16 protein-coding genes and 2 pseudogenes are annotated in these 20,946 nt (G+C 63.3%); 7 read left to right on the forward strand and 11 right to left on the reverse strand.

Annotated features, from left to right (window positions below; all coding sequences use genetic code 11):
- The first annotated feature begins 88 nt into the window (after nt 1-88).
- Nucleotides 89-565 carry a ferritin-like domain-containing protein gene (locus IM733_RS23775; protein ID WP_248918729.1) on the forward strand — a complete coding sequence of 159 codons (477 nt, stop codon included), beginning with the start codon at nt 89-91 and terminating at the stop codon, nt 563-565.
- 109 nt (nt 566-674) lie between these two features.
- Here IM733_RS23775 and IM733_RS23780 read toward each other — a convergent pair whose 3' ends face one another.
- Nucleotides 675-2,180, reverse strand: coding sequence for a sensor domain-containing diguanylate cyclase (locus IM733_RS23780; protein ID WP_248921227.1), 1,506 nt, complete (start codon nt 2,178-2,180; stop codon nt 675-677).
- 812 nt (nt 2,181-2,992) lie between these two features.
- Here IM733_RS23780 and IM733_RS23785 point away from each other — a divergent pair.
- Nucleotides 2,993-3,244, forward strand: a complete 252-nt coding sequence (locus tag IM733_RS23785; protein ID WP_248921228.1) for a DUF3077 domain-containing protein — start codon at nt 2,993-2,995, stop codon at nt 3,242-3,244.
- A 111-nt stretch (nt 3,245-3,355) separates the two neighbouring features.
- On the opposite strand, the gene IM733_RS23790 is transcribed toward IM733_RS23785, so the two are convergent.
- The 6 genes from IM733_RS23790 to IM733_RS23815 form a co-directional block, all read right to left on the reverse strand.
- On the reverse strand, nt 3,356-4,615 hold the full coding sequence (locus IM733_RS23790) for an OprD family porin (RefSeq protein WP_432760442.1): 1,260 nt from the start codon (nt 4,613-4,615) through the stop codon (nt 3,356-3,358).
- A gap of 256 nt (nt 4,616-4,871) precedes the next feature.
- Complete coding sequence (locus IM733_RS23795; protein WP_248918731.1) at nt 4,872-5,087, reverse strand: hypothetical protein; 216 nt, start codon at nt 5,085-5,087, stop codon at nt 4,872-4,874.
- A gap of 130 nt (nt 5,088-5,217) precedes the next feature.
- Nucleotides 5,218-6,639 carry a heavy metal sensor histidine kinase gene (locus IM733_RS23800; protein WP_248918732.1) on the reverse strand — a complete coding sequence of 474 codons (1,422 nt, stop codon included), beginning with the start codon at nt 6,637-6,639 and terminating at the stop codon, nt 5,218-5,220.
- Between the two features lie 147 nt (nt 6,640-6,786).
- On the reverse strand, nt 6,787-7,458 hold the full coding sequence (locus tag IM733_RS23805) for a heavy metal response regulator transcription factor (protein ID WP_248918733.1): 672 nt from the start codon (nt 7,456-7,458) through the stop codon (nt 6,787-6,789).
- 9 nt (nt 7,459-7,467) lie between these two features.
- Complete coding sequence (locus IM733_RS23810) at nt 7,468-10,560, reverse strand: multidrug efflux RND transporter permease subunit (protein ID WP_248918734.1); 3,093 nt, start codon at nt 10,558-10,560, stop codon at nt 7,468-7,470.
- A complete protein-coding gene (locus IM733_RS23815) occupies nt 10,557-11,720 on the reverse strand; it encodes an efflux RND transporter periplasmic adaptor subunit (protein WP_248918735.1) in 1,164 nt (387 codons plus the stop codon). Before IM733_RS23815 ends, IM733_RS23810 begins: the two co-directional genes overlap by 4 nt.
- A 230-nt stretch (nt 11,721-11,950) precedes the next feature.
- On the opposite strand from IM733_RS23815, the pseudogene IM733_RS25875 reads away from it, so the two are divergent.
- From IM733_RS25875 to IM733_RS23825, 3 genes and pseudogenes are all read left to right on the forward strand, one after another.
- Nucleotides 11,951-12,220 (forward strand): annotated as a pseudogene (locus tag IM733_RS25875) (PAS domain-containing protein); the annotation flags it as partial.
- Nucleotides 12,221-12,523: 303 nt separating this feature from the next.
- Nucleotides 12,524-13,519, forward strand: a pseudogene (locus IM733_RS25880) (methyl-accepting chemotaxis protein); the annotation flags it as partial.
- A gap of 79 nt (nt 13,520-13,598) precedes the next feature.
- Nucleotides 13,599-14,702, forward strand: a complete 1,104-nt coding sequence (locus IM733_RS23825; RefSeq protein WP_248917269.1) for an IS110 family transposase — start codon at nt 13,599-13,601, stop codon at nt 14,700-14,702.
- A 340-nt stretch (nt 14,703-15,042) separates the two neighbouring features.
- On the opposite strand, the gene IM733_RS23830 is transcribed toward IM733_RS23825, so the two are convergent.
- Nucleotides 15,043-15,777, reverse strand: a complete 735-nt coding sequence (locus IM733_RS23830; protein WP_248918737.1) for a YkgJ family cysteine cluster protein — start codon at nt 15,775-15,777, stop codon at nt 15,043-15,045.
- The gene (locus IM733_RS23835) at nt 15,774-16,082 is read right to left on the reverse strand and encodes a hypothetical protein (RefSeq protein WP_248918738.1); all 309 of its coding nucleotides are present in this window, start codon (nt 16,080-16,082) and stop codon (nt 15,774-15,776) included. The genes IM733_RS23830 and IM733_RS23835 overlap by 4 nt, the downstream gene beginning before the upstream one ends.
- Nucleotides 16,083-16,287: 205 nt before the next feature.
- Between IM733_RS23835 and IM733_RS23840 the strand changes: the two genes are divergently transcribed.
- Together IM733_RS23840 and IM733_RS23845 are read left to right on the forward strand one after the other, a co-directional pair.
- Nucleotides 16,288-18,042, forward strand: a complete 1,755-nt coding sequence (locus tag IM733_RS23840) for an anti-phage dCTP deaminase (RefSeq protein ID WP_248918739.1) — start codon at nt 16,288-16,290, stop codon at nt 18,040-18,042.
- Entirely contained in the window at nt 18,032-18,190 is a 159-nt protein-coding gene (locus IM733_RS23845) for a hypothetical protein (RefSeq protein ID WP_248918740.1), read from the forward strand. Before IM733_RS23840 ends, IM733_RS23845 begins: the two co-directional genes overlap by 11 nt.
- Before the next feature lie 49 nt (nt 18,191-18,239).
- Here IM733_RS23845 and IM733_RS23850 read toward each other — a convergent pair whose 3' ends face one another.
- Together IM733_RS23850 and norR are read right to left on the reverse strand one after the other, a co-directional pair.
- Nucleotides 18,240-19,139: a chemotaxis protein gene (locus IM733_RS23850; protein ID WP_011532282.1), complete on the reverse strand. Its 900-nt coding sequence runs from the start codon at nt 19,137-19,139 to the stop codon at nt 18,240-18,242.
- A 117-nt stretch (nt 19,140-19,256) separates the two neighbouring features.
- Nucleotides 19,257-20,807: a nitric oxide reductase transcriptional regulator NorR gene (norR, locus tag IM733_RS23855; RefSeq protein ID WP_248918741.1), complete on the reverse strand. Its 1,551-nt coding sequence runs from the start codon at nt 20,805-20,807 to the stop codon at nt 19,257-19,259.
- Nucleotides 20,808-20,946 lie beyond the last annotated feature (139 nt).

Here is a 20,946-nt window from a genome sequence, read left to right on the forward strand (position 1 = left end):
TGATTTTTAAGGGTTATTTTTAATTTTCATGACTGGCATGAAGCCTGCTCCATTACAGGTGACTTCCACCTGCCAAGGAGTAGTTGCCATGAGCAATCCCAACAAAGACGTGATCGACGTACTCAACGACCTGATCGAATACAGCAAGGATGGCGAGAAAGGCTTCAAAGCGTCCGCCGATGATGTGAAGAACCCCGAGCTCAAGGCGTTCTTCGTCCAGCGCGCTGGCGAGTGCGCCAATGCCGCAGGCGAGCTGCAAGGCGAAGTGCGTCGCCTGGGTGGCGACCCGGAAACCAGTACCAGCATCAGCGGCGACCTGCACCGCGGGTGGGTCAACCTCAAGTCGATGGTCACCGGCAAGGATGAAGCCGCCGTGCTCAATGAAGTGGAGCGGGGCGAGGACCATGCCCTCAAAGCCTACAAGGAAGCCCGCGAAAAACTGGTCAAGCTGGGGCGTACGGCCAACGACCAGAGCTATGTGCTGGTAGAGAAACAGTTGCAGGGGGTACAGCGTAATCATGACCAGGTGAAGGCGTTGCGTAACGCGGCACGCGCTCGGTCTTGAACCTCGGGGCCGCTTTGCGGCCCATCGCGGCTGAAGCCGCTCCTACAGGTAGTCTGCGATGCCTGTAGGAGCGGCTTCAGCCGCGATGGGCTGCACAGCAGCCCCAAGGTCACACTACTTGGTCTTGGGGCCCTTCCACCCGGTTGCGACCATTGGCCTTGGCCCGGTACAACGCCTCGTCCGCGTCACCCAGCAGCGCCGCCAGGTCCTGCTGGGTGCCGGGGATGTGCAAGCCAATGCCAACACTCACCGTCACCGAACGCTCATCGTCAGCGAACGGCGGCATCGCCTCGACGCTGCCCCGGATACGCTCGGCCAACAGCTGGGCACCCGACAGGTCGGTCTCCGGCAGCACCACCTGGAATTCTTCCCCGCCATAGCGCGCGGCCAGGTCGGCCGGGCGCCGGATGCACCGCTCGATGGTCTTGGCCACCTCGCGCAGCACGTGGTCGCCCCCCGCATGGCCATGGCGCTGGTTGAACGCCTTGAAGTGATCCACATCCACCATCAGCACCGCCAGTGGCCGGCGATTGCGCTGGGCACGTGCCCACTCCAGGCGCAGCACCTGGTCCAGGCGGCGGCGGTTGGCCAAGCCCGTGAGGCTGTCGGTGGCGGCCAGGGTCGCCAGGCCCTGCTCGGCTTCATGGCGACGGCGCAGCTCGCGGCCCAGCAGCAGGGTCAACCAGAGAATACCGATGCACAGCACCCCGGTGGCCACGCTGACCAGGATCGCCGTGCGCCGCCACGACTGGAACACCTCGTTCGAGGAGTGCACCACCAGCACGATCAGCGGCAGGTCGGCGACTCGGGCGAAGGTGTAGATGCGCTGAACGTCATGGGTGCTGGAGCGGGCCGTGAAGCTGCCGCTGCGTTCGCTCAGGATGCGTTTGAAGTTGGGGCGTTCGCTGAAGCTGGCGCCGATCAGCGGGTCCTGCGGTCGAGTCGGTTGGCGTGCCAGCATCTGCCCGTCGGTGTTGAGCAGGTTGATGCTGCTGTCCGGGCCGATGTCGAGGCGCTCGAACAGTTGGTTGAAGTACGACAGCCGTAATGCACCGGCGGCCAGGCCGAGGAACTCGCCGTTGTTGCCGGTGATGCGCCGGCTGAAGCTGATGCACCAGTCCAGGTTGCCCAGGCGTGCCTTGAACGGCGGGCTGATCAACAGGCCCATGCCGGGGTGGTCGCGGTGGGTCTGGAAGGGCACGGTGTCGGCGAAGTTGGCCTGGCGCGGGATGATGCTGGTGGAGTCGCCGACCACATCGCCTTTGTTGTCGAGCCAGAGAATGTCGCCGCGAACGGGCGCGGTGAATGCCTGGTTGAACAGGATCTGCTGGCGCAGCTTGGGCGGCACGTCGAGCAGTTCCGGGTGGCGCACCGCCCAGACCAGGCCCTTGAGCGACTGGTCGTAGAGTTCGACGTTGCGCAGGATGTCGCTTTCAATCAGTTGCACAATGTTGCTTGAGGAGCGCATCGCCGACTGCTCGACGCTGTCGCGTTCGCGGGCCAGCAGGTAGCTGACGATGGCCACGATGGCGAGCACGGCGAGGCAGCTGCCCAGGTTGAGGATCAGCTCGGGGTGTGACTTGTACAGGGCGGATCGTGGTGATCGGGTGGGCAACGTCATGCTCGCAACTGCATAAGCCCCGGGATCCATGGGGAGTGGGCCGGAAAGCGGCGGGCGATATTCTAGGGAAGCGCGGATTGTCGGACAAGATTAAAGGTGTTCCGCCCGACGGAAATGATTCAGTAGGGGGTGGGGCCGCAGGTTTCCTGTAGGAGCGGATTCATCCGCGATGCGCCGCGCGGGCGGCGCTCGATCTCATGCCCGCTGCAAAGCTTTCGTCGAACACCTTGAAAAACTGACGCTTAACCTCCGTCAGACATTTCCGAACTTGAAACCAAATCCTTCAGGCAGGCAGCGCTTCGGACCTATCCTACGCACCTGCCGGAAGGGTCTGGATATGCCGGGAAATTCATCAGGGCTAACGTCGTCGGGTCGCCAAATGGGTGACCGGGCGTGAGAAACCCGAATGATGTTGGTTCCGCAAACTGTTTCGGCAGTCGTGCATGGGCAGACCTCGGTCTGGCCGGGTTCCAATGTCCTCGGTTTTCTCACCCCATGCACGGCTGCCACCCTTATCTGGTGAGAAAGGATGAGCTGGCGGTTTCCTTTTACGACATTGGTAACTGCATATGAAAAAGCGCGTACCTGACCCACCTATCCCCTACATCTCCATCATCAATCACCTCACCATCGACGAAGTCCGGGACCACGCTGCGGTCCTGATGTCGACGATCCACAAGACCGCCGGTGTCTACATGGCGTTCAAGCCCGAAGACCGCCCCGAAGTGCTGGTGGACAACCTCTTGCATTCTTGCCCAGTTGCTCCAGTGCCTGTTCGAACACGCCAGGTCGCAGGAGGTGGCGCCATGAGCGATAAGCCCGAACCCGCCTTCACCGCAGGCGAGGAGACCTTTCTCGAATGTTTTCGTGTGCAGCCCGGTGTGCCCTTCAGCCGGGCGTTCGATGAAATTTCGGTGTTGCAGGGCTGCATCCTGCACCTGACCACCGAGGCGGAATTCGAAGGGGACTTGCTGGCGGGGAGTGCGGCGCGGATGCTCAGTGCCATGGCCAAGGCGCTGATCAATGACCTGGAGATCGGTTTGAACCGTAATCGGTGAGTGTGGGGCCGCGTTGCGGCCCTTCGCCGGCAAGTCGGCTCCTACAGGGGGCCCAGGTAGGAGCCGGCTTGCCGGCGAAACGAGGGCGAAGCCCTCGCCCCCGATCCCGGATCAGAACACGTTCAGCGGATAATCCACGATCACCCGGAACTCGTCGTTGTCCGCCGTCGACGAGTACGCCGCGTTGGCCCGGTGCGTGGCATAGCGCAGCAGCACCGACAGGTCCTTCAACTGGCCTTCCTGGAATACGTACTTCACGTCGAAGTCACGCTCCCAGTGCCGGGCGTTCTCGCCCTCGGCGTTATAGAAGTTGTAGTACTGGGTGTCCTGGCTGGCCTTGGTCAGGTCGGCCTTGCCGCGCGAGTACGACAGTGTCGAGGTCAGGCCGGGGATGCCGACGCCGGCGAAGTCGTAGTTGTACTGCAGCTTCCACGAGCGCTCGTTCGGCGCGTTGAAGTCCGAATACATGCGCGAGTTGTCCAGGTAGATGCTGTCACCCAGGTTGATGTAGTCGAACGGCGTGTCGCCGTTGACCCGCTGGTAGGCGGCGGTGACGCTGTGGTACCCGGCGGCCACGGTGAAGTGCACGCTCCAGGTGTTGTTGTCGATGTCGCCCAGCTTCGACTGGCCGGTATCCTGGGTGTGGTAGAAGTGCACGCCCGGGTTCAGGCTCACCAGGTCGTTGACCTGGTAGGTGTAGTCGAAGTCGGCGTAGTACTGGTTCCAGATATCCTTCAGCTCGGCGGCGTAGACGTTGGCGGTGACGCCCTCGGTGCCGCTCCACGACGCGCCGGCCCAGCTCAGGTTCTGGCTGTCTTGCTCGGGCGTTTGGTTGCTGTAGTAGGTGTTGATGCGGCGGTGGCCGCTCTGGTTGTACGGTTTGGTGAAGCTGACCTTGCCGCCCTCGAGCATCAGCCCGTCGATGCTGCGGTTGGTCACGGCGACGCCGCGGAAGGTCTGCGGCAGCATGCGGCTTTCGCCACCGGCGATCACCGGGTTGGTGAGGAACAGGTCACCGGCCTTGAACTCGGTGTCGAAGCCCTTGAGCTTGATCGCGCCACCGGCAGTGGAGAAGGCGTGGCGCGCCTTGTCTTCCGGCGCGCTGGGCAGGATCGAGGTGCCGGCGTGGCCGCCGCCGCCGTCCAGCTTCAAACCGACCATGGCGTGGGCGTCTAGGCCGAAACCGATCACGCCCGGCGTGTAGCCGGACTCGAAGCGGGCGACGGCGCCTTGGCCCCACTCGCGCTTGTCCTTGATCGAGGCATTCTTCTCGTTGCGGTTGAAGTAGGCATTTCTGAAATGCAGGTTCAGCGTGGAACCTTCGATGAAGCCATCAGCCTTGGTTTCATCGGCCTGTGCGGCCACGGGCATCGTTGCGGCCAATGCAACGAACAACGGGGTGAAACGAAACGCGAAAGACACCGGTACAAACTCCTTTGGTCAAGCGATGGGGCAGTTTTTTATTGTCGTGCCTGCAAGTTTCTTATTAGAGACGTCACAGCTGGGCTGATAGTTTCGACACATAAAAAAAGCCGCTGCGGAGCAGCGGCTTTGAAAGGCTAACATATCGTCACAGGCGGTGCCCATGGTGTAGCCAAGGGAAATCTGGAAACGCGGGCGTCGTCTATCAACTGTCGGCATTGTTGTCGACGGGCACCTTGGAAGCGGTCTGCTGCACGTCTTTGGCAGCGTCGGCCTGGCGCGCGGCGAAGGCCTCTTGGTGAACACTGGCAAGTTCGCTGTTACGGGCGACGAAGGCCGGGGATTCTTCCGCCATGGCCAGGGGCGACAACAACAGGGACGACAGGACGAAGACGCTGGCAATACCCATACTGTTGGACATTTGATACAACCTTCTTGCGGGGCAAGTGCTAATGGAGACAGGGCTTAAGTTAGACCCGTAAACTCACGGGAAACAGCGTCTGTTCAGATAAGCACTGTTGCGCAAAAAGTAATGATCGCAGTGAATAACTTCATATTTTTACCGCAAACCCGCGTAGTTGAGCGTTCGGCAGGTTGATGCCGAACGTGTTGGCGCCGGCGTCGCTGTGCACGAAAACAGTGCCGCCATGCATCACCGCGATGGCCTTGACGATCGCCAGCCCCAGCCCATGGTTACCGCCACCACTGTTGCTGCGCGCCGCATCCACCCGGTAGAACCGCTCGAACAGCATCGGCAGGTGTTCATCGTCAATCGCCGGCCCCGGATTGCTCACGGCGATGCTGACCTGTTCCTCACCCGCCTCGATGCGCACCTGGATCACCTGGTGCGGCGCGGTGTGCTGCACGGCGTTGTTCAGCAGGTTGATCAGCGCCCGGCGCAACTGGGCCTTCTCGATGCAGGCCTGGGCATCGCCGCTGACGGTGACGCTGACCTGGGCGTCCTCGAGGATGTAGTCGAGGTAGTCGAGGGTGGTGGCCACTTCCTCGGCCAGCGAGGCGCTGGTCAGCGCAGTGGCCTTGCTGCCCTGGTCGGCGCTGGCCAGGAACAGCATGTCGTTGATGATACTGCGCAGGCGCTCCAGCTCCTCGAGGTTCGATTGCAGCACCTCGAAGTAGTGTTCGGCGCTGCGCCCGCGGGTCAGGGCCACTTGGGTCTGGCCGATCAGGTTGGTCAGCGGCGAGCGCAGTTCGTGGGCGACGTCGGCGTTGAAGGCTTCGAGCTGTGAATAGGCCTGGGTGACGCGGTCGAGGGCGGCATTGAAGGCGCCGGCGAATTGCGCCAGCTCCGGGGGCAGGTCGTGGGTGGGCAGGCGGCCGTCCAGGCGCGGCGGGGCCAGGGCCTGGGCTTCGTCTGAAAGGGCTTGCAGGGGCTTGAGGCCGATGCGCGCCACCCAGTAGCCCAGCAGCGAGGCCAGCAGCACGCCGAAAGCGGCCAGGCCGACGATGGCCACCAGCAGGCTGTGCTGGGCTTGCCAGAAAGTCTCGGTGTCGATGCCGATCAGGAAGCGCAACGGCGGACGGTCGCCCAACGCGGGGAGCTCACTGACCAGCACTTTGTACGGGTAGGGGCTGGCGGCCAGACGCAGGTCGCGCATCCCCGGCGTGCCTTCGGCGAAGGCGCGCACCTGTTCGGTGGGGTGGCCGTATTCGAACGCCGGGTCGCTGCTGACGACCCAGAAGCGGATGCGCCGGTCTTCTTCGCTGAGCAGGTTGAGCTTGTTGTTGACCTTGGCCCAGTGCTCGGGGGTGCCGAAGCGGTTGAGGGTGGATTCGAGCACGCTGAAGCGCGCGTCCAGTTCGGCGGCCGGCAGCAGGTCGAGGCTGTGGTCGACCTGGCGGTACAGGGCGCTGCCGATCAGCACGAACACGGCCAGGGCGACCAGGGTGAACAAGGCCGAGAGGCGCAGGGCGAGGGAGTTGCCGGGTTTGGTAGGGAGATGGCCTTGGATCATTTGCGGCTACTCATCGGGGTGCGGTTGGTTTGGCACGATTGCGCAGGAGCGGCTTCAGCCGCGATCACCCGCATGGCGGGTGCCAGCAACCGCGCTGCCTGCATCGCGGCTGACGCCGCTCCTACGGATCTCTCGATCGCCTGCAAGTCACGCACGGTTCTCCAGGACATAACCCATACCTCGAATGGTATGCAGCAGCTTGTTGTCGAACGGCCCGTCGAGCTTGGCACGCAGGCGCTTGATCGCCACCTCGACCACGTTGGCGTCGCTGTCGAAGTTGATGTCCCAGACCAGTTCGGCGATGGCGGTCTTGGACAAGATCTCGCCCTGGCGCCGGGCCAGCACACTAAGCAGCGAGAACTCCTTGGCGGTAAGGTCCAGGCGTTGCCCCGCGCGGGTGGCCTTGCGCGCCATCAGGTCGATCCACAGGTCGGCCACCTGGATCTGCAGGGGCTCATGAATGGCGCTGCGCCGGGTCAGCGCCTGCAGGCGGGCGACCAGTTCGAGGAACGAAAACGGCTTGCCCAGGTAATCGTCTGCGCCTTCGCGCAAACCATGGATGCGGTCTTCGACCCGCTCGCGGGCGGTGAGCATGATCACCGGCGTCTGCTTGCGCGCCCGCAGCGCGCGCAGCACGCCGTAACCGTCCAGGCCGGGCAGCATCACGTCGAGCACGATCACCGCATAGTCGCCCTCCAGGGCCAGGTGCAGGCCGTCGATGCCGTCACGGGCCAGGTCGACGGTGAAGCCTTGTTCACTCAGGCCGCGATGCAGGTAGTCGGCGGTTTTCTCTTCGTCTTCGATGATCAGCACACGCATGGTCTTGTCTCAACTGGCGCTTGAAGCGGCGGCCGGGGTGGCCCGGCGGCGGTGGAGCAGCTGTTCCAGGGCCAAGTATATGACCGGGGTGGTGAACAGCGTCAGCGCCTGGCTCACCAGCAGGCCGCCGACCACGGCGATGCCCAGCGGCTGGCGCAGTTCGGCGCCGGTACCGAAGCCGAACAGCAGCGGTACCGCGCCGAGCAAGGCGGCGAGGGTGGTCATGATGATCGGGCGCAAGCGCACCAGGCACGCCTGGCGAATCGCCTGCTCGGGCGTCATGCCCTGGTGGCGCTGGGCTTCGAGGGCGAAGTCGATGAGCAGGATGCCGTTCTTCTTGACGATGCCGATCAGCAGCACCACGCCGATCAACCCCATGATGCTGAAGTCCTGGCCGCTGGCCCAGAGCAGGATGATCGCGCCCAGGCCCGCGGACGGTAGCGTGGAGATGATGGTCAGTGGGTGCACGAAGCTCTCGTAGAGCACCCCGAGGATGATGTACACCGCCACCAGCGCGGTGAGGATCAGGTAGGGCTGGCTCGACAGCGAACGCTGGAACGCCTGGGCCGCGCCTTGGAAGTTGCCGGTGATGGCGTCGGGCATGCCCAGTTCACGCTGGGTGCGTTCGAGGATCTGCACCGCATCGCCCAGGGCCACGCCGGGGGCCAGGTTGAACGACAGGTTGGCGGCCGGGAACAGGCCGTCGTGGCTGATCGACAGGGGGCCAGTACTGGGCGGGGCAACATGGGCAAGGGCCGACAGCGGCACCATCTCGCCGGACAGCGGCGAGCGCAGGTAGAAGTAGTTGAGGCTTTCAGCTTTGCCGCGCTGGCGGGCGTCCAGTTCGAGGATCACCTTGTACTGGTTGGTCTCGGTCTGGAACTCGCTGATCTGGCGTTGGCCGAAGGCGTCGTACAGGGCCTGGTCGACGTCGGTGGTGGTCAGGCCGAAGCGCGCGGCGGCCTGGCGGTCGATGTCGATGCGGGTGACGCTGGCGCCCAGTTGCAGGTCGTTGGACAGGTCGCGCAAGGCCGGGTTTTCCCGCAGGCGCTCGGTCAGGCGCTGCGTCCACAGGTTCAGCGCCACGCCGTCGTTGCTCTTGAGCACGTACTGGTACTGGGTGCGCGAAGGGCCTGAGCTGAGGTTGATGTCCTGGCCGGCGCGCAGGTACAGGACGATGCCCGGCACCTGGGCCAGTTTCGGGCGGATCCGGTCGATCCACTCGCTGGCTGACACATCGCGCTCGCCCCGTGGCTTGAGCGAAATCCAGAAGCGGCCGTTGGCGATGGTCTGGTTGCTGCCGGTGACCCCGACCGAGTGCGAGTAGGCGCGCACGGCTGGGTCGTCGCCGATGATCTTGGCCAGGGCCAGGTGTTTGTCGATCATCGAGGAATACGAGACGTCCGCCGCCGCCTCGGTGGTGCCGAGGATGAAGCCGGTGTCCTGCAAGGGGAAGAAGCCTTTGGGAATGCCCACGTAGCCGGCCACGGCCAGGGCCAGGGTGAGGCCGAATACACCGAGGGTGATGCGCCGGTGGGCCAGGGCGCGGTCCAGGCCCTTTTCATACCAGCGCAGCAGGCGCGGGCCGACCCCGCCCTCCTGCTCGCTGGGCGGGCGGCGCATGAACAGTGCGCAAAGGGTCGGGGCCAGGGTCAGCGACACCACCACCGAGATCAGGATGGTCGCCGTGGCGGTCAGGGCGAACTCCTTGAACAGACGGCCCACCACGCCGCCCATGAACAGCAGCGGGATGAACGCGGCGATCAGCGAGAAACTGATCGATACCACGGTGAAGCCGATCTCGCCGGCGCCCTTGAGCGCGGCGGTGCGGCTGTTGTCGCCGGCTTCGAGGTGGCGGTGGATGTTCTCCACCACGACGATGGCGTCGTCGACCACGAAGCCCACGGCGATGACGATGGCCACCAGGGTCAGGTTGTTGAGGCTGAAGCCGAGCACGTACATCAACGCGCAGCTGGCGATCAGCGACACCCCCAGCACGCTGGAGACGATGAAGGTCGCCGACCACTGGCGCAGGAACAGCGCCATCACCCCGATCACCAGGGCCACGGCGATCATCAGGGTCAGCTCCACCTCGTGCAACGAAGCGCGGATGGTCTGGGTGCGGTCCTGCAGCACCGACACCTCGACCGCGGCCGGCAGCATTTCCCGCAAGCGGGGCAGGGCGTCGAGCACCCGGTCCACGGTGTCGACGATGTTGGCGCCGGGCTGGCGGAAGATCACCAGGTTCAGGCCGGGTTGCTCGCCGGACCAGGCCTTCACGTAGGCATTCTCGGCGCCGTTGATCACCTTGGCCACGTCGGCCAGGTGCACCGGGGCGCCGTCGCGGTAGCTGACGATCAGCCTGGCGTAGTCCTCGGGGTGGAACAGCTGGTCGTTGGCGGCGATGGTCGACACGCTGTGCTCGCCATACAACGCGCCCTTGGCCAGGTTGAGGCTGGTCTGCTGGATGGCCTGGCGCACGTCGGCCAGGGTCAGGCCGATGGCGGCGAGCTTCTCGGGCTGGGCCTGCACGCGGATGGCCGGGCGCAGTTGGCCGGTGATGTTGACCAAGCCAACCCCGTCGATCTGGCTGAGCTGGCGGGCCAGCAGGGTCTCGGTGTAGTCGCTGAGCGCGTTGCCGGGCATCTGCGCGGAACTGACGGTGAGGATCAGCACCGGGCTGTCGGCGGGGTTCACCTTGCGCCAGGTGGGTGGGCTGGGCAGGTCCTGGGGCAGGCGCGCGGTGGCGGTGTTGATCGCTGCCTGGACTTCCTGGGCGGCGGTGTCGATGTTCTTGTCGAGGGTGAACTGCAGGATCAGCGTGGTCGAACCCAGGGCGCTGCTGCTGGTCATCTGGGTCATGCCGGGGATGGCGCTGAACTGTACTTCAAGCGGTGTGGCTACTGACGAGGCCATGGTCTCGGGGCTGGCGCCGGGCAGCGCGGCGGTGACCTGGATGGTCGGGAAGTCGGCCTCGGGCAGCGGGGCGACCGGCAGGCGCGGGAAGGCGATGGCGCCCAGCAGCACCAGGGCGAAGGTCAGCAGCAAGGTGGCGATGGGGTGGTCGATGCACCAGGCCGAGACGCCGTTGCGGGTGTTCATGGCTGGCTCCTGCGGTCGGCCATTGCGGGCGGTGCCGGCGCCTGCGGCGTGACCTCGACCTTCGCCCCCGGCTTGAGGCGCGACTGGCCGTCGAGCACCAGCCGGTCGCCGGCCTTGACCCCGGCGACGATGGTCAGCGTGCTGTCCTGGTACAGCACCTTGACCGGCACGCTGGTGACCTTGTCGCCGTCCACGCGGTAGACGAAGTGGCCGTCGATGCTGCGCTGCACCACGGGCGGCGGCACCACCAGGGCGTTTTCATCCACCGCCGTGCGCAGGCGCACGGTGACCAGCTGGCCGGGCCACAGGCGGCCGTCCTGGTTGTCGAACTCGGCCTTGACCCGCACCGTGCCGGTGGTGGCCGAGACCTGGTTGTCGATCAGGCTGAGGTGGCCCTTGGCGAGCAGGCTACGTTCGCCGTCGGCGTCCATGTAGGCTTCGACTTCAGCCGGTGCGGGTGCTTTCAACAGGCTTTGTAGGGTAGGTAGCTGTTGCTGGGGTAACGAGAATTCCACGGCGATCGGGTCGATCTGGGTGACGCTGAACAGGCCTTGGGCATCGGTGGTGCGCACCAGGTTGCCGGGGTCGACGTTGCGGATGCCAACCCGGCCGGTCACCGGCGAGGCGATACGGGTGTAGGAGCGTTGCACCGTGGCATTGTCGATGGCGGCCTGGTCGCCGGTCATCGTGGCCTGAAGTTGGTTGACCAGTGCCTGTTGCTGGTCGAGGGTCTGCTTCGACACGCCGTCGTCGGTACTGAGCAACTGGTAGCGCTTGAGATTGACCCTGGCCACCTGCAACTGCGCCTGGGTCTGGCCGAGCTGGGCGCGGGCCTGGTCGAGGCTGGCGCGGATCGCCCGGTCGTCGAGGGTGGCCAGCAGGTCGCCCTGTTTCACCCATTGCCCTTCCTTGACCAGCACCTGGGTCAACACACCCTCGACCTGGGGGCGCACCTCGACGCTGTGCAGCGACAGCACCGAGCCGATGGCGCCGAGGTAGCGCGGCACGTCCTGCTGGGCGACGGCGACCACCCGCACCGGCACGGCGCTCGCGCCACGGCTGGCGGGGGCCGATGGCCGTTGGGCCAGCCAGAAGCCGGCAGTGGCCAGTGCAACCAGGGCCAGGGCGGCGAGAACGAAGAGGCGGGACGGACGTCGCATCGGGCGGGCACCTTGGCCAGGGGGCGGAAACAGTTTTCGGTTATCCACGGTTATAGCGCGCCGACCGGGTCGCCAGCGTGACGCCAGGCTGTCACGGCTGTCAGTTTCGAGGCTTGATGGCCAAATGCCAATATCCTGCCGTGGATCAATGTTGCCCCGCCATTTGCCCCTAGAGTCGAACGCCCTGCCGATTTCCCGAACAACAACGAGAGCCTCCGATGAAGTGCAATATGCCCGTTACCGGTCGCGAAGTGGATTACCCCGGCGACGCCAATATCCTTTCCACCACCGACCTGGACAGCCGTATTACCTACGCCAACGACGATTTCCTGCGGGTGAGCGGTTTTACCCGTGATGAGTTGTTGGGCCATGCCCACCATGTGGTGCGTCACCCGGACATGCCGCCCCAGGCCTTTGCCCAGATGTGGCAGGCGCTCAAGGCCGGGCGTTCGTGGATGGGGCTGGTGAAGAACCGTTGCAAGAATGGCGATCACTACTGGGTCAGCGCGTTCGTCTCGCCGATCAGCAGCGCTGGGCAGGCGCTGGAGTACCAGTCGGTACGCACCAAGCCCAGCGCCGCGCAGGTTGAAGCGGCCGAGCGCTGTTACGCGCGGTTGCGCGAGGGCCGGCGTGGTTGGCGCGAGCGGCTACCGGTGCTGGGGCTGGCGACGCGGTTGTCGCTCGGGGTCGCTGCATTGCTGGCCGTGGTGATGGGGGTTGGGCACTGGTGGCTGGAGCGCCCGTTGTGGGCGTCACTGGTGGAAATCGGCGTTGCCGCAGGCCTCAGCGCGGGGATCATCCTGCTGTTGCTGCGCCCGTTCGAGCGCCTGCGCCGCCAGGCGTTGGCCATCGCTGACAATCCGTTGAGCCAGCAGCTGTACACCGGCCGCCGCGACGGCCTGGGCCAGATCGAGTTCGCCATGCGCATGCTCAAGGCGCAGTTGGGGGCGGTGGTCGGGCGTATCGGCGACACCTCCTCGCGGCTGGCCGGGCATTCCGGGTCGTTGGTCGACGCGCTGCACAGCAGCCATGCCAACAGCCTGGAGCAGCAAAGCGAGGCCGACCAGGTGGCCACGGCGATCCACCAGATGAGCGCCAGCGTCGCTCAGGTCGCCAGCAGCGCGCAGATGGCGGCGATGGCCGCCGACCAGGCCGAGGGCGAGACGCAGTCCGGTCATCAGCTGGTCGACCGCAACCGCTGCGCGATTCAGGACCTGGCAGGCTCGCTGGTGGAAGCCAGCGAAGTGATCCAGCAGTTGGAGAACCACAGCAGCGAGATTTCCGGGGTGCTCGACGTGATCCGCGGCATCGCCGAGCAGACCAACCTGCTGGCGCTCAACGCCGCCATCGAGGCGGCGCGGGCCGGCGACCAGGGGCGTGGGTTCGCGGTGGTCGCCGACGAGGTGCGTGGCCTGGCCCAGCGCACCGCGCAGTCCACCCACGATATCCAGCGCATGATCGCCGCCCTGCAGGACGGCGCCCGCGCGGCGGTGCAGGTGATGCAGCAGAGCAGCGCCCATGCCGGGCACAGTGTCGAGCAGGCGCAACTGGCCAGCGACGCGCTGGACAGCATCAGCGTGCGGGTCAACCAGATCAACGAAATGAGCCTGCAGATCGCCGCGGCGGTGGAGCAGCAGAGCCAGGTGAGCGAGAACATCAACCGCAACATCATCAGCATCCGCCAGGCCAGCGAGGCGACGGTCAGCGTCGGGCAGCGCAGCCACAGCAGTGCCAGTGACGTGGCGGAGCTGGCCAAGGACCTGCGGCGGCTGGCGGATGAGTTCTGGCGGCGTTTGTAATCGGATGGACTCGCCCCCGCCGAGGCATCACAGTGCCACGGTGGCGTTCTAAAAAGCCAACGGCAGCGAGGGCGAGACCATGAGCAAGCATAGGACGAAGCGCAATTCCCTGTCTTCCAACGATGTAACGCTTTGCCAACATCTGTCAGTCGACCTGGCCAAGCAAGTCTTTCAGGTGGCCGGAGATGACGGTTCCGGGCGCGTCATCTACGAAGATCGAATCAAATCCCGTGAAGCCTTTCATGCGTTCCTGACCAGGCTGCCACCCACTGTGACGGTCCTGATGGAAAGTGGCCCCGGCGCTCAAGCATGGGGGCGTTTGCTACAGGCGCAGGGAACGCCAGTCCGCATCCTGCCCGCGCAGCGAGTGGCGGAGCACCGCAGTGGTGCCAAGAACGATCGTAACGACGCCCATGCCATCTTGCGCGCAGGCCGGGATACCAGCATTGCTGCGGTGCCGATCAAGAGCACTGCCGCTTTGGCGATTCAAGCCTTACACCGCGCCCGCAGAGGCTATGTCAGGCGCCACACCGCGCTAGGCAACCAGATCCGCGGCCTGTTACTGGAACAGGGCGTCGCCCTGGCGCAAGGCGATTTAGCCGTCAGCCACGGTGTACCGCGCATTCTTGAAGATACGACTCAACCATTGCCAGATCTGCTGCGTGAATTGCTCGATGAACTGCTCGCCGAATGGCGCTATCTGAGTGAGCGTATCGCCATCCTGACAGGACGGCTCGAAACAGCGGCGCAGGCCGACAAGGTCGCATGCCGCCTGATGACGATACGCGGTGTCGGCCCGATCATCGCCACAGCGATGCTGGCCAAGCAGCCTGAACCTTCGCGTTTCCCCAATGCTCGACAGTTTGCCGCTTACTTTGGCCTGGTGCCCGACCAGCACAGCAGTGGAAAGAAGGTCAGGCTAGGCAAGATGAGCAAGCGAGGTGACGGCTACCTGCGCAGCATGATGATCCAGGGTGCGCACGCGGTTCTTAGCCATTTGAAGCCTGATTCCGATCAGCCAGACGATCGCCGCCTCTTGCGATGGTTAACTCGACTTGGTCGCAAGGAGGCGGCGATCAGACTGGCTAATCGAAATCTGCGCATCATCTGGGTGCTGCTACAAGGTGAGCAGGTCTACCAACGCCAACCGAACGATCGTCAGGAGCCCGCCATGAGCCACTGACTTACAGTGTTACGCCACCGGGGTGCCGAGCGCCCCAGCCCCTGCTAGTGAACATCGACCCTAGGTAAGACCGTCGCGGATTAATGCCTACGCTCCTACCGGCCCAAGAGGCCTAAATGTAATGGGCATGCTGCGAGCTCACCCCGATGTTGGCCAGAAGCACCAAGCTTCCTCGAATAGGCCTGATACATAGATGCAACCGGGTAACCTTGTTCGAAAAGCAGGTAGACAATGTAGGCGAGTCCATACATAGGAGCGGCTTTAGCCGCGATGCGGGCAACGCCATTTTGGCACCCGCTTCGCGGGTGATCGCGGCTGAAGCCGCTCCTACAGAGATCGCCTAGAAACCGATGAATGCGTAGTAGACCGGCGCTTCGCCGGTCACTTGCAAATGCTGATCCGTCAGCTCGGTGGCAAGCGCCTCGTCCTGGACATGCACCATCCAAGGGGCGTCGACGGTCTGTGGCGCCTGCCCCAGCACTGCGGCAAACGCCGCCATATCCGGCAACCACGCGGTAAACCCATTGCCCTTCAACGCGCTGGTGGTCATCCCCAGCGCCTGGCAGATCGCCACTTTGCCGGCGATGTCGTCCCGGTCCGCCTGGCGCGACGCGTCGATCAACGCCCGGAGCCCGGCATCCACCGGCAGGCTGCCATGGATCAGCACCGGCCCTTGCTCCCAGGCCTCGGGTGGGCAGTCTTTGTTTTCCGGCCGCAGCGGCAGGTGCGGGTTGATCTCGGCCGGGTAGATCCGGCACACCAGCGGACGGGTGTCATAGATGGTGCACAGGTCGTTGGCGTCGAGGTTGCGGCAGCGCCCGGGATTGAACGCGGCGAAGGTTATCGACACACGCAGTTCGCCTGTGCCGCAGTGCACGGGGTGGGATCGGCGCAGCACATGGTCACGTTGGTCGGCCGGCATGCCAGGCCCATCGATGATGAAACCCTCGATCAACACGACCACCTGGCCACCGGACGCGGCCCACTGGCGCGATTCGGCGAGGGTCAGCGGCACGTGGTGGCCCGTGCAGCACTTGCCGCAGCCGGTACAGGCAAAACGAATACTGTCGCTCACGGCTTGCCGGCTTCCCACTCGGTCACGAACGCCTGCTGGCGCTGACGATCGTACAGGCACAATTCTGTGCCGGTGCGTTGTTGCATGTGCTTCTGTGGGTAGGTGCCTTCTACCAGCAGCGCGCTGTAGCCGACCTGGTCGTCGAACTCGGCGGGCTTGCCTAGCACGTGGGCGTCCTTGAACTGGCTGGCGGCCAGGCAGGCCTTGAGCATCTGCTGGCGCTGGTCGCTCCAGGCTTGGGTGGAAGAGGCCTGGCCGATGGACGGTACCAAAAGACAGAGCAGCAGGAGAGTCGAGCGGGTCATCTGTTTAATCCCTGTTGAGGGGCCGGATTATGCCGTTGGCGTGCCGGTGTGCAAGGGAAAATTTCCTACAAATTATAGATTTCATCCACGATATGTTTATTGGATATTTTCTGAAGGTGTCTCGCGTTGTTTCTATGGCTTGCAAAGCTGCTCTGTGCTGCTAGAACTGATGGGTCTTGATTGTGCTGAGCCTAGGAGAGGTGAAATGCGTTTTGACGGGAGTCAGGATAACTTGCGAGAGCGCTTGAGCCAGTTGGATACAGTAGGCGAATGGAAAGCACTCAACCCCAATCAACTTCAATTCAGAAGCAAAAGCGGCGGTGTTCTGAATTGGTTCCCAAGCACTGGGAATATTGTATTTCAAGGTAAGCCAGAACCCGCTGCGGAGCTGGAAGCGCTGGTTGAACGCTTGATATCCGGAAGCACGGGGCCAGAGTCCCGTGAAAGGACCAATGCCGCGGCTCTGGCCCTGCGAAGCTTATCTGAAACCTCCGGGTTGAAATCAACATCCTTTCTTGATGACTCGTATACCGACTCCGAATTGGTTTTAGGCTTTGTCGGGTCAATTGGCACTGATCTCAAGACGGTATGCCAACTGGTAGAGGAAAGATTGAAGGCTTTTTCTTACACTGCACAGCATATAAAGATGTCTGCGGATGTCATAGCATTGCTGGGTGAGGCGCCCAATGCTCAGAATGAGTTCGAGCGTATCGACGGGTTCATGCGCGAGGGTAATCGATTGCGCAAGCTATGTCAGGATAATTCGATTCTGGCGCTGGGGGCTGCGGCACTCATTGGGGAGCGGCGGGGCAAGGCTGAGCCTAGGAGGCATGCTTACCTGATCAACTCGTTGAAAAGCCCGCATGAGGTTCAGCGCCTGCGAAAAGTGTACGCCGGTGGCTTCTTTCTGATCGGTGTGCATGCGGATCATGAACGACGCAACAATTACCTCGTGAAGGACGTCAGGCTCACGGCGGAGCAAGCAGCAGAGTTGATTTCACGCGATGAAGACGAGAAGGACGACTATGGCCAGCACACCCGGGACACCTACCATCTCTCGGATTTTTTCATCAATTACGACGGCAATCACGATTCACTGAAAATGCAGGTGTGGCGCGTACTTGACCTGTTATTCGGCAAGCCGTACGTCACCCCGACATTCGACGAATATGCCATGTTCATGGCGTTCTCCGCCTCGTTGCGTTCCGCTGACCTATCGCGTCAGGTCGGGGCCGTAGTAACCAAGGATGAGTGCATTATCGCCACAGGTGCGAATGATGTACCAAAATCTGGAGGCGGCCTCTATTGGCCCGTTGAGAGTGCTGCCCATGAGGTGGTTGACCAAGAGGATGGGCGGGATTACATGCGAGGCGAGGACTCCAACGCTGTCCAGAAGAACATCATTGTCGAAGATATTCTTCGATTGCTTCCGGAGGACTATCGCAACGATGTCGCGCCATTATTGAGAAAAAGCAAGATAAAAGAGATTACGGAATATGGAAGAGTGGTTCACGCTGAGATGGAAGCGTTGCTGTCCTCAAGCCGGACAGGAGTCAGTGCAATGGGTAGCACTCTCTACTGCACCACTTTCCCATGTCACAACTGTGCCAAGCACATCATCGCCGCCGGCGTGAAGCGCGTGGTGTATGTTGAGCCTTATCCCAAGAGCAAGGCGCAACAATTCCATTCTGATGCAATCTCTTTGGACAGGCATGGTAAGGGTGTGCTGTTCGAGCCCTTTATGGGCGTAGGGCCGAGGAGCTTCTTCGACCTGTTCTCCACAAATCTGGGTAGCGGCTATCCTGTCATACGTAAAACGGATGATGGACAAGTGGTTGACTGGTCGGAATCGGATGCTAAATTGCGCACCCAGATGTTACCTTGCTCATATATGGAACGTGAAAAGGTAGCGAGCGAATTGCTGTCAACCTATTTGGAGGAGCAATCAGATGAGCGGTAATAAACAGGATTTTCTCCGATACCTCGATGCATGCCGCAAGGAAGTCGAGCAATGGCCGAGTTGGAAACAGGAAGCTTTGAAAGCGCCAGCTAGGGAAGCAGCGCAAAAGGTAGCTGCCACGCAAAATGCAGGGCAACCTAAGCGTTGATACTCTAGTGAGCAGAGGCCATGGCCTTCTGCTCAACTCACTTGCCCGCTTAACGCTCTTCGAACACCACCGCCCGCGCCGCCGTCACCAGGCAGTTGGTCAGCTCGGGCGAGGAGAACTTGGTGAGGATGGCGTTGGCCCCTGCCAGTTTGGCCTTGTCGCCGCTCATCGCGCTGTCCAGCGAGGTGTGCAGCAGGATATACAGGTGCTGGAAGTCCGGCGTCTCACGCAGGGTGCGGGTGAAGGCGAAGCCGTCCATCTCCGACATCTCGATGTCGGAGACGATGATGTTGATCTCCTTGTCGGTGCCTTGCAGCTCCAGCAGCACGTTGATCGCGTCCTTGGCGCTGCGCGCGGTGTGACACTCGATACCCAGGTTGCGCAGGGTGTGCACCGACTGTTGCAGCGCCACCTGGCTGTCGTCCACCACCAGGATGTTGGCAGCTGCCAGCAGGCTGGCATCCTCTTCGCTGACTTCGCCCGGGTGCGGCTCATGCTGCGGCGGGGCGATGCCATGGATGACCTTTTCGATGTCCAGCACCTGCACCAGGGTGTTGTCGACCCGGGTCACGCCGGTGATGAACGAGCGGTTGCCGGAACCGAACGGCGGCGGCTTGATGTCGGTGCTCAGGCAATGAACGATGCGGCTCACTGCCTGCACATGCAGGCCCTGGCGCGAGCGGCTGATCTCGGTGACGATCAGGCAGCCGCCGTCCGGGTCGGCCAGGGGCATCTCACCAATGGCCCGGGACAGGTCGATCACCGACAGCGAGTTACCACGCAGGGTGGCCACGCCTTTCACGTGCGGGTGGGCCTCCGGTAGCTTGGTCAGCGGTGGGCAGGGGATGATCTCGCTGACCTTGAGCAGGTTGATTGCCATCAGCTTGCCGCTGCGCAGGGTGAACAGCAGCAGGGACAACGAGTCCGCGCGGGCTTTTTGCGTGGCCATGGGCAACCTTTGGTTCGAAATGGGGAGGATGCCGGGTTATCGGCTTTTTGGCGCCGGGCTTTAGCTTAGTTTGCGATTACGGATAGCGCTTTACCGGCTGTTCGCCGACAAACCCGGTCAACGCAGCCCCAGACGCTTGGCCAGCCGGCTCAGGTTCGCCCGATCCAGCCCCAGCTCCCGTGCCGCGGCCGCCCAGTTATCCCCATGACGCTTCAGGCACGCTTCGACGACCTGCCGTTGATAATCATCCACTGCCTCGCGCAGTCCGCCCTCGGGCAGCGGCGCGTCGGCGGGTGGCATTTCGGTTGCGACATGCACGGCGGGCACGACGTTGCGCAGGTCCAGGTCCGCGGCCTCCAGCGTGAGAATCTTCGGCCGCTGCCCATGGTGCCCCAACGCCTTGAGCGCCGAACGGCCGATCAGGTGCTCCAGCTCACGCACATTACCCGGCCAGTCGTAGGCCAGCAGCGCGGCCTGGGCATCGGTGGAAAGCCTCAGGCTGCCCAGCCCCAGGCGCGAGCGGTTCTGCTCCAGGAAATAGCCAGCCAGCAACAGTACATCGCGACCCCGTTCGCGCAAGGGGGGGACCTGTAGGGGGTAGACGCTCAGCCGGTGATAGAAGTCGGCACGGTAGTTGCCGTTGCGCACTTCCTCCGCCAGGTCGCGATTGGTCGCGGCGATCAGGCGCACATCCACCTGGTGTTCGCGGTCTGAGCCCAGCCGTTGCAACTGGCCACTCTGCAGCACGCGCAACAGCTTGGCCTGCACAGCCAGCGGTAATTCGCCGACTTCATCGAGGAACAGGGTGCCGCCGTTGGCCAGCTCGAACTTGCCACGCCGTTCGCCATGGGCGCCGGTGAAGGCGCCGCGCACATGACCGAACAGTTCGCTTTCCACCAGGGTGTCGGGCAATGCGGCGCAGTTCAGGCTGATCATCGGCTTGTCGGCGCGGTTGCTGGCGCTATGCAGTGCCTGGGCCACCAGCTCCTTGCCGACGCCGGTTTCGCCGGTGATCAGCACGGTCAGGTCGCTGCCGCCGACCAGGCGGATTTCCTCGACCAGGTGCTTGTGCGCCTTGCTCTGGCCGATCAGTTCCCTGTCCTGGCCGCTGGCCTGGCGGTACACCTCGGCGCGTTGGTGCTCGTCCTCGGCACGCAGGGCCAAGTGCTCGATGCGCTCGGCCACGGTGACGGTGGCGGCGGCCAGGCTGGCGAAGGCTTGCAGGGCATCGAGCTCCAGGCTCTGGAACTGGCCGGGGGTGAGGGCGTCGAGGGTCAGCAGCCCCCAGGGGCGTTCGTCGACCATCAAGGGGCAACCCATGCAGTCATGTACTTCGAGGTCGGCGTGGGTGGCGTTCACCAGGCCGTCGTAGGGGTCGGGCAACGGGCTGTCGCTGGCGAAACGGGTCGGTTCCGGGCGGCTGAGCAGCGCCTGGAAGCGTGGGTGCTCGCTGACCCGGAAGCGGCGACCGAGGGTGTCAGGTGACAGGCCGTCGACCGCCAGCGGCACCAGCCACTCGCCATCAAGGCGCAACAGCGCCGCGGCGTCACATGGCAGCAGGCCGCGCATGGCCTGGAGCAGACGGCGGTAGCGCTCCTGGTCGGGCAGGTCGCAGGACAGGTCGCTGACCAGGGGGAGGAGGGCGGTGAGCAGGGGTTTTGCAGTCATATGGACTCCTGTTGGTCGGAATGACTATACGCTTGGGTGTGTCCTTATGACACCTATAATGCTCAAGCCCCTGAATTCATTGGCTTTTAAAGTTGGCACGATTGCTGAAGCAACGATGACAACTATTCGAAGCCACAGG

Origin of the sequence: Pseudomonas entomophila (assembly GCF_023277925.1) — a bacterium.
GTDB classification, from domain to species: Bacteria; Pseudomonadota; Gammaproteobacteria; order Pseudomonadales; family Pseudomonadaceae; genus Aquipseudomonas; species Aquipseudomonas entomophila_D.

What these genes read in the sequence shown, in the direction of transcription:
- IM733_RS23775 (WP_248918729.1), top strand. Translation starts at nt 89, where the DNA reads ATGAGCAATCCCAACAAAGACGTGATCGACGTACTCAACGACCTGATC.
- IM733_RS23785 (WP_248921228.1), top strand. Translation starts at nt 2,993, where the DNA reads ATGAGCGATAAGCCCGAACCCGCCTTCACCGCAGGCGAGGAGACCTTT.
- IM733_RS23790 (WP_432760442.1), bottom strand. Translation starts at nt 4,615, where the DNA reads ATGCCCGTGGCCGCACAGGCCGATGAAACCAAGGCTGATGGCTTCATC.
- IM733_RS23795 (WP_248918731.1), bottom strand. Translation starts at nt 5,087, where the DNA reads ATGTCCAACAGTATGGGTATTGCCAGCGTCTTCGTCCTGTCGTCCCTG.
- IM733_RS23800 (WP_248918732.1), bottom strand. Translation starts at nt 6,639, where the DNA reads ATGATCCAAGGCCATCTCCCTACCAAACCCGGCAACTCCCTCGCCCTG.
- IM733_RS23805 (WP_248918733.1), bottom strand. Translation starts at nt 7,458, where the DNA reads ATGCGTGTGCTGATCATCGAAGACGAAGAGAAAACCGCCGACTACCTG.
- IM733_RS23810 (WP_248918734.1), bottom strand. Translation starts at nt 10,560, where the DNA reads ATGAACACCCGCAACGGCGTCTCGGCCTGGTGCATCGACCACCCCATC.
- IM733_RS23815 (WP_248918735.1), bottom strand. Translation starts at nt 11,720, where the DNA reads ATGCGACGTCCGTCCCGCCTCTTCGTTCTCGCCGCCCTGGCCCTGGTT.
- IM733_RS23825 (WP_248917269.1), top strand. Translation starts at nt 13,599, where the DNA reads ATGAGCAAGCATAGGACGAAGCGCAATTCCCTGTCTTCCAACGATGTA.
- IM733_RS23835 (WP_248918738.1), bottom strand. Translation starts at nt 16,082, where the DNA reads ATGACCCGCTCGACTCTCCTGCTGCTCTGTCTTTTGGTACCGTCCATC.
- IM733_RS23840 (WP_248918739.1), top strand. Translation starts at nt 16,288, where the DNA reads ATGCGTTTTGACGGGAGTCAGGATAACTTGCGAGAGCGCTTGAGCCAG.
- IM733_RS23845 (WP_248918740.1), top strand. Translation starts at nt 18,032, where the DNA reads ATGAGCGGTAATAAACAGGATTTTCTCCGATACCTCGATGCATGCCGC.
- IM733_RS23850 (WP_011532282.1), bottom strand. Translation starts at nt 19,139, where the DNA reads ATGGCCACGCAAAAAGCCCGCGCGGACTCGTTGTCCCTGCTGCTGTTC.
- norR (WP_248918741.1), bottom strand. Translation starts at nt 20,807, where the DNA reads ATGACTGCAAAACCCCTGCTCACCGCCCTCCTCCCCCTGGTCAGCGAC.